Raw genomic sequence first — 14344 nt, forward strand, 5'->3', positions numbered from 1 at the left:
ATGAAATTGAAAAAAGGTGAGTAAACATGCTTGCCTTTTTTTATGTCAACAAATGAAGTTTTAGTACGTTGCGAAAATTAGGAAGGGAAAGCAAAAAAGCGAACCGAAGTTCGCTTAGACTATTAGTTTGTAGTGAAGCTACAAAAAGATGCAAAAGTTTCGCAAATTCTTCCACCTCCATCAGTAAACCATTCATGCTCATCTGGCTGTGGTCCAGCATCATTAGAAGGCGTTCCAGGTAATGCACCTCCAAAAAGCGAAATAGAAACTTTGTTAAGCTTCAACGAATTTAAATTCTTTTTTTTCATGATATAAAATTTTATGATTTATACACTACTGTTAATGAAAGACAAGAATGTTACCCGAAAAAAAGAGAATATTTTCAAAATAGTTACTATTTCTGGCTTTTTGGATATTTTCTTCCGTTCAAAAATTTACCAATAGACGTATTCCGAACGAAAAAATGATACGTTACAAAACAAACAATTGTTGTTCCTAGTACGACCAATAAAAATTTTAAAATTGCGCCAATTGGCAGTTTCCATACCAGAATTGGAAATAATGCTGTTAGTGGTAAATGAATTAAATATACCCAATAGGAAGCATCTGAAATGTAACGCATTCGTTTTGAATAATGACTTCCATAACGAATAAAAAGTCCTGTAATTCCAAAAATAAGTAACCAAACAATAAGTGCGCTAAACGCAATTAATAGAGAAGAATTGCTAGTTGGTGTTAACTCAAGGTTTGAAAATTGAATTATAAACCCTTGAAGTATAACCAATAAAAACCCTAAAATAGTACAAAGCCAATCGTACTGCATAAGTGTTTGTAAGTGTTGTTTCGATTTGTATAAAATCCAACCTGTTAGATAGAAAAACACAAAATAAACAAAAGTGTTTGTATCAAGAATCAGAGAAGTTGAAGAAGCAACCATTGGTGTTTTTAGAATAGAAAGAACTATAAATGTAATTCCTGAAAAAAATAGAATTCTAACAACTGGTTTTTGAAAAATCCAGTTGAACAACATATTAATTTTGGAAGTTACTTTTGGAAATTTTTTCAATATAAGTGCAACAAGTACTGAAAACCCTGTGATATAAATTAAATAATATAAAAACCACAAATGTGAAGTGCTTTTTGGAATGTAAAAGTAAAATTCAGAAAATGGTTCTAAAGCATCAGCTAACGGATTTGGAAATTTACGTAATATAGCACCAGAATACGTAAAAGAAAACGAAAGAATAGGCGCAAGCACACATAAAAACACACCAAATGGAAATACAATTCTGGAAATTCTATTTCGAATCATTTTTAGAGGTTGTCGCTCATAAAACAGCATTGCTCCAAAAAAACCTGCGATTAAAAAGAAGATTGGCATTCGAAATGAATGAATTAATAATACTAAAAAATCAGTTGCAATATGTGTAGATTCAGGATCTTTTAAATTCCAAATATCACCATGATTTGTAACATTATATGTTAATGCGGAATGCAATACCAATCCAAGCATCATCATAATTGCGCGTAAAGAATCTAGGGAATGTATGCGTGTTGTTTTTTCCAATGAATTTAGCTTGAAATTTAAATTTTGTGTCAAGTTCTTATTTTTTCTTTACAATGAATAGTTTTAAGTAAAATTAATAGGAATATATAATTTCAATCTAAAAATAAATAACACAAACAACGTAAATCTCTATCATTACAGTAATAATTCCGCAAATTTTATTCACATTGAAATATAAATCTTATTTTTGCCAAAATTTTGTATGGCTCGCATTCTAGCAATTGATTATGGAAAGAAACGAACAGGTATTGCCGTTACGGACGAAATGCAATTAATTGCGTCTGGATTAACGACAGTTCGTACGCACGATTTAATCAATTTTTTGAAAGAATATGTTGCCAAAGAAAATGTAGAATTGTTTTTAGTTGGAGAACCAAAACAAATGAACTACGAACCTTCAGAAAGTGAAGTGTTAATTAAGGAGTTTATTCGGTTGTTAACGAAAGCAATTCCAACAATTCCAATAAAACGTGTAGACGAGCGTTTTACCTCAAAAATGGCGTTTCAAACCATGATTGATGGCGGATTGAAAAAGAAACAACGTCAAAATAAAAGTTTAATAGATGAAATAAGTGCAACTATCATTTTGCAATCTTATCTATACAAATAATACGAATATGATATTACCAATTGTCGCTTTTGGCGATCCAGTTTTACGAAAAGTAGCAGAAGATATTACACCTGAATATCCAAAATTAGATACGCTACTTGAAAATATGTTTGAAACTATGTACAATGCCTATGGCGTTGGTTTGGCGGCTCCACAAATAGGATTGCCAATTCGTTTGTTTATGGTAGATGCTACTGGATTTGCTGAAGATGAAGAACTTGACGAAGCACAAAGAAAACAACTTCAAGGTATGAAAAAAGTGTTTATCAATGCCAAAATTGTTGAACGCGACGGTGAACCTTGGGTTTTTAATGAAGGTTGTTTAAGTATTCCAGATATTCGAGAAGATGTATTTCGTCCAGAAAGTATTAAGATTGAATACATGGATGAAAACTTTGAAAAACAAGTAGAAGAATATGACGGGTTAGCGGCTAGAGTTATTCAACATGAGTACGATCATATTGAAGGAATTTTGTTTACAGACAAACTATCTCCACTAAAACGTCGTTTATTAAAAGGAAGATTGGCAAACATTTCACGCGGACGCATCAAAGTAGATTACAAAATGCGTTTTCCAGATGCCAAAAAAATACGATAATTAGAAAAAATAAAATAACGTTAAAAAAAGTGATGCAATATGTACAATATGTATATTTGCTATCCTAAAGTTATAAAAAATACACTATGAGTTTAGAAAAAATATTAGCGATCTCTGGGAAACCAGGACTTTATGAATTAAAGACACAAACCCGTAATGGTTTTGTTGCAGAATCTTTATCTGATGGAAAGAAAATTTCAGTAAGCTTACGTCACAATGTAAGTTTATTATCTGAAATTGCAATCTATACAAACACAGAAGAAATTCCGTTAGCAGAAGTACTAGAAAAGGTAAAAGCAAAAGAAAATGGTGCGGCAACGTCTGTAAACCATAAAGAATCGAAAGCGGTATTAGCAGATTACTTTGAAGAAGTATTACCTGATTACGATCAAGATAGAGTATATCCAAGTGATATTAAAAAAGTAATTCAGTGGTATAATTTATTACATTCAAAAGGAATGACCGATTTTACTGCGGAAGCTTCTAACGAAGAAGAATAGTATCAAAATAACAAGTTTAGTCATAAAAAAATCCAGCAATTTGCTGGATTTTTTAGTTCTATGAGGTAGTGTGTATTTTTACTACTTAATGATAGAGTTAGCGGCAGCTTTAATAGCATCAACATACTTTTTATCAGCACCTTCTTCTGCCATTCCGATAAACATAATACATGTGTTTTCGTCATATTTTACGCAGTAAATAGTATTGTTTAATGTAACGCCTTCCGCTTCACTTGTTCCTTCCATAAACAAAACGTTTACACCGTTAACTTTCTTTTCACCTTTTTTGGTAACCTTGAATTTGTCATTCATTTCGGTATCCATCTTCTTTTTTGAAGCTTCATACGTTTCAGGAACCATCATTGCCATAATTACAGCTTTCGGACTTTCAGAAACATAGGTGTTTGCTGTTACACCCATAAAAAGCTCTGTATCAACGGTCATCTCTACTTTCTTAGACATTAACTCCATTGCTCTCGCTTGCTTTTGTTCGTCTGTTTCTTGTGCTTGCACGTTAAATCCTATGCATAGAAAACAAAGTGCGATCAATAATTTTTTCATCGTTATTAAAGTTTTTTATAATATTTCAAAAATACGGAATTCTATGATAGCATTATCAAAAATCCGCGTTATCTATTCTCTATAGGCATAAAGCGTGCCATGTTTTTTTAGTAGTTTATGAGTTCTGAATTATGAATTATGAATTCTCAAACTAACAAAACACGAATTAACAAACTCCGTTTTCAAACACCCAACAATCTAGCTATCCAACAATCGTCTATGATAATTAATTTGTCCAACATGATAACTCAAATGCCAAAACAAATGCAGTAACATATATTCTGTGGTAACCGTTTCTCCGTTTTTTTCAATAGGATAGTTTTCTTGTAATTTTCCTTCCGGGAGATTTGTCAATGTTGTAATCACCATTTGTTTTGCTACGTCAATTTCTTGAAGTAAGATTGCTTTTGAAACATCTGTTGTGGAAAATTCAGCGTCTCGTTGCCGTACATAATCTGTGTTTCCTAAATGTTTTCCAATAAAATGATGCAGATTTCCAACAAGATGTAAACATAAACTTCCACTAGAATTAGAAATATTCATAGCCAGTTTCCAAAGAGAAACTTCGTGTTCATACAGTTCAATTTCTGAAGCAAATCGGTCTAATTCTCTTGTATATAATTGTAATAAAGAAGATTTCATGAGTTGTGTTAAATAGAATTATCAGTCAATTTAAAATGTAATTAAAATTACTTGTTTTTCGCTTTTACCAAGCGTATAAATACATATATAAAAAATATACAAAAAAGTAAATCGTTTACTCCGTAAATGGCGTAAAATATTCCTGCCATTGCGCTTTCTTCATACACTTCCGAAACACTCGAAGTTGTAATCCATTGAATCCAGTTATATCCGTAAATTAATTTTTCAATCGCAAAAACTAAAACGAGCCATCTCACTTTATCATATACTTTTTCAACTGAAATGTACGCCAATCCCCAAATTACAATCATTAATAATCCAAAATTTGACATTACATCTGGATCATATTTAGAAATGACTGGATTGGTAAAATAATTTGAAAAAATCAAAACACTCATATTCATGAGTCCTGCCAAGATGAATCCTCTAGAAATAAACTTGTGTGAAATAGTCATATGATAATTTTTTATGTGAAATAATACGCTTTGCGCGATCAAACTTAAATTCAATCTAAGGTAGCAAATAGATACTGAATCAACAGAAAATGTAAATAGTATTTACGTTCCACAATGAAAATAGGGGAGATTGCGACTGAAATTAGTAGTTTTGTCAATCTTGATACAAAACACCTATGAATTCCAGAAAAACACAACTAGAAGCCTTTGATCGTTTACTCACTATCATGGACGAATTGCGCGAGCAGTGTCCGTGGGACAGAAAACAAACACTGCAAAGTTTACGTCATTTAACAATTGAAGAAACCTATGAATTGGGTGATGCAATTTTGGAAAACGATTTGGATGAAGTCAAAAAAGAATTGGGCGATTTATTATTGCATATCGTATTTTACGCCAAAATAGGAAGTGAAACCAACGATTTTGATATGGCAGATGTTGCCAATGGAATTTGTGAAAAACTCATCAATCGTCATCCGCATATTTATGGTGATGTTGAGGTACATGATGAAGAAGATGTAAAACGAAACTGGGAAAACTTAAAATTAAAAGAAGGGAAAAAATCTGTGTTAGAAGGTGTTCCGAAAAGTTTGCCAGCGTTGGTAAAGGCAAATCGTATTCAAGATAAAGTTGCTGGTGTAGGTTTTGATTGGGAAGAACCACAACAAGTTTGGGAGAAATTACAAGAAGAATTAGAAGAGTTTCAGGTAGAAGTTGCAAAAGACGACAAAGAAGCGATGGAATCCGAATTTGGTGATGTATTATTTTCTATGATAAATTATGCACGTTTCCTCAAAATAAATCCTGAAAATGCTTTAGAACGTACCAACAAGAAGTTTATCAAACGTTTTCAATATTTGGAGCAAAAAGCTGCTGGACTTAACAAACCATTGGTGGATATGACACTTGCCGAAATGGACGTTTTTTGGGAAGAAGCGAAGAAGTTATAGATTTTCACTTCACTCATAGAATTTTAGAAACGCTTCGCTGTTAGCTATATTTCTATTTTCTTTATTCTCAGTTTGTAATTAAATAATAATTCAACATCCAAAACAACGAATCAACAAATTAACAAACACTCAAAAACAAAAAAGCCACTTAGTTTCCTAAATGGCTTTCATATATTATATGACACTTTTGAAATTTCTGAATACTAAAATCTCAATACTCATTTCTAGTTTTACAACGAACGCAATTGCTGTAATTTCGCTTTCCAAGTATCCAATGCTCTTTTGTGCTTTTCAATATCTTGGTGTACTTTTTTCAACATTGGACTGTTTGACGATGAGTTAGAGAAAAACTGTAAATTATTTTCTAACTGACGAATTTCAGCCTTAATATCATCAACTTTTCTGCGAATGAAAATTCGTTCCGAATTGATTTTATCCGCATCCAAATTATCCAAGCGGTTGCTGTATTTAATCAACTCCGATTCTTGCTTGTCAATATTCAATTTCTTGAACAATCCGTCAATTACTTTGTTGAACTTGTTATCGATATTTTTCTTGTTATAAGGAACTCTACCGATCGTTTTCCATTCGGCAATTTTTTCCTTAATCGTTTCAATATCTTGTTTTGTATCACCTGATAATTCAAATGCTTCCGTAGCTTCCAAAAAGGCTTCTTTTTTCTCTAAAGCTTCTAATTCGCCTTCGTTAGCTTTGTTTTTCTGTGCATGTAGTTTGTCAAAATAACTATTACAAGCATTCTTAAATTGTTTCCAAATCTTATCAGAAATTTTCTTTGGCACATGACCAATTTTCTTCCAATCAGCTTGTACTTTCTTCATTTTTGGAGTTGTGTTTGCCCAATCGTCACTATCTTTTAACGATTCAGCCAACTCAATTAATGCTAGTTTTTTTGCTAAATTATCTTGTTGTTCTTTCTTTAACGATTTGTAAAATGTGTTTTTATTTGCGTTAAATTCACGAACAGCTTGCTTAAACTTTGCCCACGTAGCTTCATTCACTTTTAGTGGCACTTTTCCAGCATTGAAAAACGCTTCACGCAACTTTTCAATCTCTTTAATTTTATTTTGCCATTGATTATGAACATTGTAAGTTCCTGCAGAAATTTCTTTTATTTTTTCAATAATTTCTTCTTTTACGACCAAATTTTGCTCGTAAACCTTATCTATATTTTTGAAATATTCCTGACGTCTGTCATGAATAAGTTTTGTAGCGGCACTAAATTGATTCCAAATGTCTTCACGTAATTCTTTTGCAACCGGACCAATATCTTCTTTCCAGATTCGGTGTAAATTTTGCAACTCACGAAACGCATGAATGACATCATCTTCTTGTGCCAATTCTTCCGCACGGGCTACAATTTTTTGCTTTTCAGCATAATTATGTTTGAAATCTAAATCGCGTAAATCTCTATTTAAATGCAAAAAGTCATAAAAACGTTCTACATGATGGTGATACGTACGCCAAACATTGTTGTATTGCGTTTTCGGAATTGAACCTGCACTACGCCATTCTTCCTGAATTTGCTTAAAGTGTTTGTAGGTTGTATTGATGTTTTCTTCAACATTTAACAAACCTTTGAGTTCTTCAATTAAGGACAAACGCTTTTCTAAGTTGGCATTTAAATCTCTTTCTAAACTCTTATAATAATCCGAACGTTTTGTACGATATGCATTGTACGCAACATTAAACTTTCCTTTTATTGGAAGTGAAAAATTGAAGTCAATACTATTTCCGCCTTCTGCTATAAATTCTTCTTTACGTTGCTCTAAAACTTCACTAAATTTTAAATTGAATTCAGTTTTAATACCGTCAACGTGATCTTTAATAGCTTGCACTTTTTCGTTCTGAACTAGTTTTTCTAATTCAGTTACAAGTGCTTCCATCGTCATTGTATGATAATCTAACACAGGAATTTCATGACGTTCATTCGAACTTTCATCTTCCGCATCTTCCGCAACATTTTCATGCACTTCGTTTACAGCTTCTTGATGTTCTGACATCGTCTGCTCTGAGTCATCTACAACTTCTTCAACATTTTCATCTGTTTCCAACACAGTTTCTTCTACAGTAGCTTCAACTTCAACAGCTTCTGTAGTATCTTCTTCAATTTCTTCTGAAGCAGTTTCTTCAACAGTGTTTGCAGTTTCTTCTACAACTTCTTCCGTAGCGTTCACTTCTGTTTCGGCTTCAGCTTCAATTTTAGTTTCAACTTCTTTCGCTGGAGTTGGTTGTGATTCTAAATTTCCTGCTGCATCTTGCAGTTCATCATTTTTGTCTTCTAACATCATAAAAATGTTTGGGTTCGTTCTTTTTCTAGCTTTAAAGTCCGAATATACTAACAAGAAATAAAAGAACAAAGTTTTACAGATGAGAAACTGTATTAAATAGACTAAAAAAGAGGTGTTTTTTTAAGAATTCCAGATTTTCCAAGCTTTTTCTGCTTGAAACTCTAACATTTTATAGCCATTTGCAATTTGTGCACCTTGCAATCGACCGAGTTTTAAAAAGGTAGTTTCTGACGGATTGTAGATTAAATCGAACAATAAAAAATCTTTAGACACATATTTATAGGGAATATCTGGACATTCTTCAATTTTCGGAAATGTTCCTAAAGGTGTGCAATTCACGATAATTGGATGCGATTTCATGAGCTTTTCGCTCAAATCTTGATACGAAATTGTGTGCTCATTTTTGGGTTTTCTGGAAACGAATTTATAATCAATATCCAATTCTTCAAAAGTGAAAGCAATGGCTTTTGATGCGCCACCAGTTCCAAGAATTAGTGCTTTTTTGTGATGTTTTTTTAGATAGGGTTTAATTGCTTTTTTAAAACCATAAAAATCTGTATTGTAGCCTTTTAAAGTTCCGTCTTTTTTGATTTTAATCGTGTTAACAGCGCCTATTTTTTTTGCTTTTCTGTGTAAATCGTCTAAGAAAGGAATCACGGCTTCTTTGTAGGGAATCGTTACGTTTATACCTTTTAAATTTGGATATTTTTTGATGATGTCCGGAAAGTCTTCAATCGAAGGAATATCAAAGTTTGTATAGTGATGATCTTGAAGCTTTAAAGCTTTAAATTTATCTTTAAAATAACCTCTAGAAAACGAATATGCAATGTGTTTTCCGAGCAATCCGAAAAGTGAATTATAGGTTTCGAGTTCTTTTTCCATACCAATCTAAAGCTAATACTATTGAAATTCCAATCAGAATAAAGAAAATAGCTGTCCACGTTTCGCTGTTGGCAAAATCAGGAATTAAACGTCTATAATTCTGAATGATTTGTTTGTTATTTGAATCGAGTAAAAATATGCCAGCTTCATCTGTTTTATAAATGGTTTCTTTCCAAGGCCAAACAACGCCAAGTGAACCTGAAATAAATCCGATAATGATTGCAGTTGTACTATTTTTATAGTGTTTTAAAACATAGTTTAGTAGGTGGGAAAGTGTGACCAATCCGACAGTGGAACCTGCTGTAAATACGGCTAAAATTTTTAAATCACGAATGCGTTCAGGGTTGCTCGCAAAAGTGAAATCGCCTCGTAGCATATCTGCAATTGTATCATACAAAGCATTTACAGAATCAACCAAAAGCAACACGTAATTTCCAAGAAGAATTAAAATAAACGAACCTGAAAGTCCGGGTAATGTCATGCCTGAAACACTTATAATTCCACAAAGAAAAACAAAAGCTAAATGATCATTTTCTTTGGCAGGATTCATCAAGCTAATCGCGATTCCAATTGCAATTCCAATCAATAAACTCAGTATTGTAGCACGATTCCAGTGTTTGAAATCTTTTCCAATGTAATAAATAGAGCCGAGAATCATTCCAAAAAAAGCCGCCCACACATAGAGTTCGAAATGCTGAATGAAATAATCGAGAATTTTGGAAACACTAAAATAACTAATTAGCATTCCTAGAATGAGTAATCCTAAAAATTTCCCGTTAATGTATTGATAGAAACTTCTAAAACGTCCGTTAAAAAGTAGTTTGAATGCTTTTCCGTTGATACGTTGTAACGAATAGATAAATTCTTCGTAAAAACCTGCAACAAATGCTACAACGCCACCAGAAACACCCGGAACTTTGTTTGCCGCGCCCATTGCTAACCCTTTAATCATAAGAAAGATTTTATCTTTTAGCGTTCGAGTGCTTTGCATGTGTTTTAGCGATTGAGCATTAGTTAGACTGTTTTTTGTTCGCGAATTTTTCCATTATAAAAATAGTCAGAAATCCGACAACCATCAACACAATTGCAAAAAGAAGTTGAGAATCTAAATTATTTGTAGTTTCAAATGTATTTGGTAAGATACTTTTTCCATATACATTTACGGTATCTCCGTGCGAATCTACACGTGTTCCCGTAATGATTTTCCAAGGCCATATTTTGTTTAATGAACCTAAGATGAATCCTGATAAAACTGCCAATGTTATGTTGTTGTAATTACTAAACAACCATTTTAATATTTTCGAAAATGATAACAATCCGACAATTGCTCCAACGGCAAAAATGGCAATTGTTTTGAAATCTTTATCGTTTATAGCGCCCAAAACAGTTTCATACGCACCTAAAAGTACCAAGATGAACGCTCCAGATATTCCTGGAAGAATCATTGCGCAAATTGCCAATGCGCCAGCTATGAATATAAACCATGACGAACTCATATTTTGATCGCCACTTGGTAATGTTGTAATGTAATAGGCTACTATCGCGCCAAGCGTAAAACCAAGAATCGTTTTCCAGTTCCACTCTTTTATTTGTTTTCCGATGAATAGAATACTTGCAATAACCAATCCGAAGAAAAACGCCCATAGTAATACAGGTTCATTGTTTAGTAATGATTTGATGAGTTTTGCTAAGGATAGAATACTGATTGCAATTCCAATAAGTAACGCGAACAAGAAGTTTCCGTTGAGTTGTTTCCATGCGGCTTTTATACCATCGTTTTTCAACGTTTTTAGCAAGTCTAAATTTACATTATTGATGGACGTAATGAGTTCTTCATATATTCCAGATATAAAGGCAATCGTTCCGCCAGAAACACCTGGAACTACATCTGCCGCGCCCATTGCGAGTCCTTTTAGCGTGATTATTACGTAATCGAATAGACTTCTATTCATGTGTTGTTGTGTATTGTGAGTTTTACTTCATTCAAAACTGTAGCAATAATTTAAGGTTATTTCTAAGAATGAATGTACACGCAAAAGTATGGAATTTTATGTGGACGATTTTTTAAATTGTGAAATAATATTTTTTACAGAAACACGCATAAATACATTTGGAAATAGTTCTTGAAATAGTAAATGTTTTTTGAAATTGTTTCGCAATGCATTTTTTAGATGAAATGTTCCTTTGTTTTGTTCGCCAAGAGTGAAATAAACACCTGCCAATCTGTATTCTATTCGTGCATGATCTGGATAAAATTCCAATGCTTGTAATAGAACATGAGTTGTGTTTTCGTATTCACCTAAAAGCTTTAATATATCTGCCCAAGCAATCCAAGTTGAAAGCTCATAATTACCAAGTTCAACCGTTTTTTGATACGCAATGTCTGCTTCTTCATAAAGTTGTAATGCTCTATGAATTTCCGCAGAACGTTTCCAGTATGAAACATTTTCTGTATCAATATTGATCGCTTTGTTGATGTAATACAACGCTTTTTGAAAGTTTTCTTGCTTTACATAAAAATCTGTAATGGCTGTCCAGCCTTTGTCTAGTAAAGGATCTTCATGAACCGTTTTGTAATAGAATTTTACTGCTAAATCATTTTTACCCAGTTTTTCGTAGCATTTTCCCATACGCAAATATGCAAACGAAGTCGGATCGTCCAATTCGAGTGTTATTTGATAGTTGTGAATTGCTTCTTTGTATTCGCCAAGTTTTTCGAGTACTTTTCCTTTTTCAAGATATGCACCAATGAAACGATCGTCTGCAATAATTGCAAAATCAAAAGCGGCTAACGCTTCTACGAACATTTTTTTGATGAAGTATTGTTTTCCCAATTGATGCCACGCAACTTCCGAATATGGATTTTTGTCGATGTATTCGTTTAAATAGTTGATTGCACCATCAATATCTTCCAGAAATTCAAAACAATAAATGGTATTGTATAAAGAAGAATAGTCGTCAATATCAATTTCAATACACTTCATAAAGTGTTTTTTGGCTTCTTTGAAATCGTCTATAAATAGATATTCCATACCAATTAACGAGTTTACATCTGCTAAATCAGTACTGTATTCTAATGACATTTTCAACAATTCAATAGCTTTGTAATGCTGATCTCTTTTAGAAAGAATATTTGCTTTTTGGATATAAACTTCTGCGTTTGTAGTTTCTAATATGTACAAAGCGTCCAGCAACTTTTCGGCTTCGTCAAGTTTATTTTCGAATACCATCAGTTCGATTTCCATGAGTTTTAAACTCACAGAACTCGGATGTTGTTCTAGTCCTATTTTGATGGCTTTTTTTGCCAAACCTACTTTTCCAGAATCAAGATAGTGATGAATGATATCTTCAAATTCAGCAGAATCGAAAAAGAAAACATTATTGGTTTTCAACATCGATTCAAATCTCGATAAAGCAAAGTTTTGATCTTCATTAGAGCTAAATAGCATAGGCAATACGCGTTTTTAGTTTTCTATTACATTAAATGTAGTCGAACATTCTGTTGTTTTGAAACGAATTTATTTTTGTTTTCAACAAAATAATCAACAATAATTATAGTTGTAAATTTGACAACTATTTGATTTTTAGCGGGTTGTTTTTTAGCGAGGTTGGCAGTGTTAGTATTTATAACGAATACGGGACTTATTTAGTCTTCAATTGTGTTTAAAACTTTCATAATTATAGCGCAACCTTGCCTTATTTCTGCTGATGAAATCGTTAATGGCGGCGTAATTCGAACCGCTTTTGGTTCAAAAAGGAGCCAAAATAGAATTAAACCTTCTTCTTGACAACCTAGTATTATACGATTTGCAATGGCTGAGTTTTTCATAATTAGCGAAAGCATTAAGCCTTTTCCGCGAATTTCGTCAATGTATTTGTGATGTAATAATGATCTAAATAGTTTTTCTTTTTCTAAGGTTTTCGGCATTAAATCACTTTCCGTAATTTCTCGTAATGTTGCCAAACAAGCTGCGGCAATTACAGGATGACCACCAAATGTTGTAATGTGTCCAAGTTTTGGTTGATCTTGTAAAGAATCCATTAGTTCTGCTGAAGCTGTAAATGCGCCAACAGGCATTCCGCCGCCCATTCCTTTTCCCATGACAACAATATCCGGAACACTATTATAGTTTTGAAAACCAAATAGTTTTCCTGTACGCCCAAATCCAGGTTGAATTTCATCTAGTATTAGTAATGCACCAACTTCTTCGCAACGTTGTTTTACTTTTTTTAAATAGTCGTTTTTAGGTTCGATAAATCCTGCGCCACCTTGAATCGTTTCTAAAATGACACCAGCCGTTTTTGTGGTAATTTTTGCTAAATCGGCTTCATTATTGAATTCAATAAAATTGATAGCTGGTAATAAAGGTCTGAAAGCACTTTTGCGTTCTTCAAAACCCATAATGCTCATTGCGCCTTGTGTATTTCCGTGATATGCGTGCTTTGCGGCAATTAATTCAGAACGACCAGTTACGCGTTTGGCAAGTTTCATAGCACCTTCAATGGCTTCTGTTCCTGAATTTGTGAGATATGTTTTTTCTAACGGATTTGGCAATTGCGAAGCTAATAGTTTTGTGAATTCTACAGCAGTTTTTTGCACATATTCACCATATACCATTACATGCAAATACTTGTCTAATTGTGCTTTTATTGCATTGACAACTCTTGGGTGTTTGTGGCCTAAACTACACGCAGAAACGCCTGCAACAAAATCTAAATAGGCTTTGTTGTTGGTATCGTAAATATAACTTCCGTCTGCATGTGATATTTCCATGGCTAACGGATGCGGCGTTGTTTGTGCTTGGTATGTGAAAAAATCTTCTTTCATGTAAAAATCTCCTTCAAAAAATATGTGTGCAAAGATACGAAGTTATATGCTTAGAAATTGAAAAATTAAATGATTGAAAGGTTGAATGTTTACGGTTTTGGAAAGTGAATTGGAACGACTAATTTTTTGGTTTCTTTAAAACGCTAAAAACAATCTTTTTATAATTTGAAAAGAAATTAGTAAAAAATAATAATTCTGTAAGAGAATCTTAAAATTCTGTAAAACACGATAATGAGTTTTGTTGCATCTTTGTAATGTAATAAAAAATAAAAAATTACATAATAATAATAATAAGTTAAGAAATATAAAGTTTTGGTTGGTTGGTTACAAAAGAGGATAACATCTACAAAGGTTATCCTCTTTTTTTATACGATTAGTTTTGATTCAGAAGATTCATGAATTCAATGTTTTAAGTTTTTGGAAAGTTAACTTTTGATATTGA

15 protein-coding genes are annotated in these 14344 nt (G+C 32.8%); 4 read left to right on the plus strand and 11 right to left on the minus strand.

Features of this window, described 5'->3' with window-relative positions:
* Nucleotides 1-122 precede the first annotated feature (122 nt).
* Together ACQ654_RS21840 and ACQ654_RS21845 are read right to left on the minus strand one after the other, a co-directional pair.
* On the minus strand, nucleotides 123-308 hold the full coding sequence (locus tag ACQ654_RS21840) for a hypothetical protein (RefSeq protein ID WP_430412468.1): 186 nt from the start codon (nucleotides 306-308) through the stop codon (nucleotides 123-125).
* Nucleotides 309-394: 86 nt separating this feature from the next.
* Nucleotides 395-1567, minus strand: a complete 1173-nt coding sequence (locus ACQ654_RS21845; RefSeq protein ID WP_430412469.1) for an acyltransferase family protein — start codon at nucleotides 1565-1567, stop codon at nucleotides 395-397.
* Between the two features lie 202 nt (nucleotides 1568-1769).
* Here ACQ654_RS21845 and ruvX point away from each other — a divergent pair, with 202 nt between their 5' ends.
* From ruvX to ACQ654_RS21860, 3 genes are all read left to right on the plus strand, one after another.
* Nucleotides 1770-2177 (plus strand): Holliday junction resolvase RuvX, encoded by a 408-nt coding sequence (gene ruvX / locus ACQ654_RS21850; RefSeq protein ID WP_430412470.1) that lies wholly within the window; start codon nucleotides 1770-1772, stop codon nucleotides 2175-2177.
* Between the two features lie 7 nt (nucleotides 2178-2184).
* The gene (gene def / locus ACQ654_RS21855; protein ID WP_430412471.1) at nucleotides 2185-2775 is read left to right on the plus strand and encodes a peptide deformylase; all 591 of its coding nucleotides are present in this window, start codon (nucleotides 2185-2187) and stop codon (nucleotides 2773-2775) included.
* 86 nt (nucleotides 2776-2861) lie between these two features.
* Nucleotides 2862-3275 (plus strand): DUF5606 domain-containing protein, encoded by a 414-nt coding sequence (locus ACQ654_RS21860; RefSeq protein ID WP_430412472.1) that lies wholly within the window; start codon nucleotides 2862-2864, stop codon nucleotides 3273-3275.
* 81 nt (nucleotides 3276-3356) lie between these two features.
* Here ACQ654_RS21860 and ACQ654_RS21865 read toward each other — a convergent pair whose 3' ends face one another.
* From ACQ654_RS21865 to ACQ654_RS21875, 3 genes are all read right to left on the minus strand, one after another.
* Nucleotides 3357-3836 (minus strand): hypothetical protein, encoded by a 480-nt coding sequence (locus ACQ654_RS21865; RefSeq protein ID WP_430412473.1) that lies wholly within the window; start codon nucleotides 3834-3836, stop codon nucleotides 3357-3359.
* Between the two features lie 198 nt (nucleotides 3837-4034).
* Nucleotides 4035-4478, minus strand: coding sequence for a DinB family protein (locus ACQ654_RS21870; RefSeq protein ID WP_430412474.1), 444 nt, complete (start codon nucleotides 4476-4478; stop codon nucleotides 4035-4037).
* Nucleotides 4479-4525: 47 nt separating this feature from the next.
* On the minus strand, nucleotides 4526-4933 hold the full coding sequence (locus ACQ654_RS21875) for a hypothetical protein (RefSeq protein WP_430412475.1): 408 nt from the start codon (nucleotides 4931-4933) through the stop codon (nucleotides 4526-4528).
* A 176-nt stretch (nucleotides 4934-5109) separates the two neighbouring features.
* Here ACQ654_RS21875 and mazG point away from each other — a divergent pair, with 176 nt between their 5' ends.
* On the plus strand, nucleotides 5110-5883 hold the full coding sequence (gene mazG, locus ACQ654_RS21880) for a nucleoside triphosphate pyrophosphohydrolase (protein ID WP_430412476.1): 774 nt from the start codon (nucleotides 5110-5112) through the stop codon (nucleotides 5881-5883).
* A 230-nt stretch (nucleotides 5884-6113) separates the two neighbouring features.
* Here the strand turns inward: mazG and ACQ654_RS21885 are convergent, their stop codons facing one another.
* From ACQ654_RS21885 to ACQ654_RS21910, 6 genes are all read right to left on the minus strand, one after another.
* On the minus strand, nucleotides 6114-8189 hold the full coding sequence (locus ACQ654_RS21885; RefSeq protein WP_430413042.1) for a DUF349 domain-containing protein: 2076 nt from the start codon (nucleotides 8187-8189) through the stop codon (nucleotides 6114-6116).
* A 123-nt stretch (nucleotides 8190-8312) separates the two neighbouring features.
* Nucleotides 8313-9074: a shikimate dehydrogenase family protein gene (locus ACQ654_RS21890; protein WP_430412477.1), complete on the minus strand. Its 762-nt coding sequence runs from the start codon at nucleotides 9072-9074 to the stop codon at nucleotides 8313-8315.
* Entirely contained in the window at nucleotides 9049-10065 is a 1017-nt protein-coding gene (locus ACQ654_RS21895) for a DUF368 domain-containing protein (protein WP_430412478.1), read from the minus strand. Before ACQ654_RS21895 ends, ACQ654_RS21890 begins: the two co-directional genes overlap by 26 nt.
* 19 nt (nucleotides 10066-10084) lie before the next feature.
* Nucleotides 10085-11026, minus strand: a complete 942-nt coding sequence (locus tag ACQ654_RS21900) for a DUF368 domain-containing protein (protein WP_430412479.1) — start codon at nucleotides 11024-11026, stop codon at nucleotides 10085-10087.
* A 96-nt stretch (nucleotides 11027-11122) separates the two neighbouring features.
* Nucleotides 11123-12523: a tetratricopeptide repeat protein gene (locus tag ACQ654_RS21905; protein WP_430412480.1), complete on the minus strand. Its 1401-nt coding sequence runs from the start codon at nucleotides 12521-12523 to the stop codon at nucleotides 11123-11125.
* Nucleotides 12524-12720: 197 nt separating this feature from the next.
* Entirely contained in the window at nucleotides 12721-13902 is a 1182-nt protein-coding gene (locus ACQ654_RS21910) for an aspartate aminotransferase family protein (RefSeq protein WP_430412481.1), read from the minus strand.
* Nucleotides 13903-14344: the final 442 nt, after the last annotated feature.

Source organism: Kordia sp., from assembly GCF_965283645.1.
Taxonomy (GTDB): domain Bacteria; phylum Bacteroidota; class Bacteroidia; order Flavobacteriales; family Flavobacteriaceae; genus Kordia.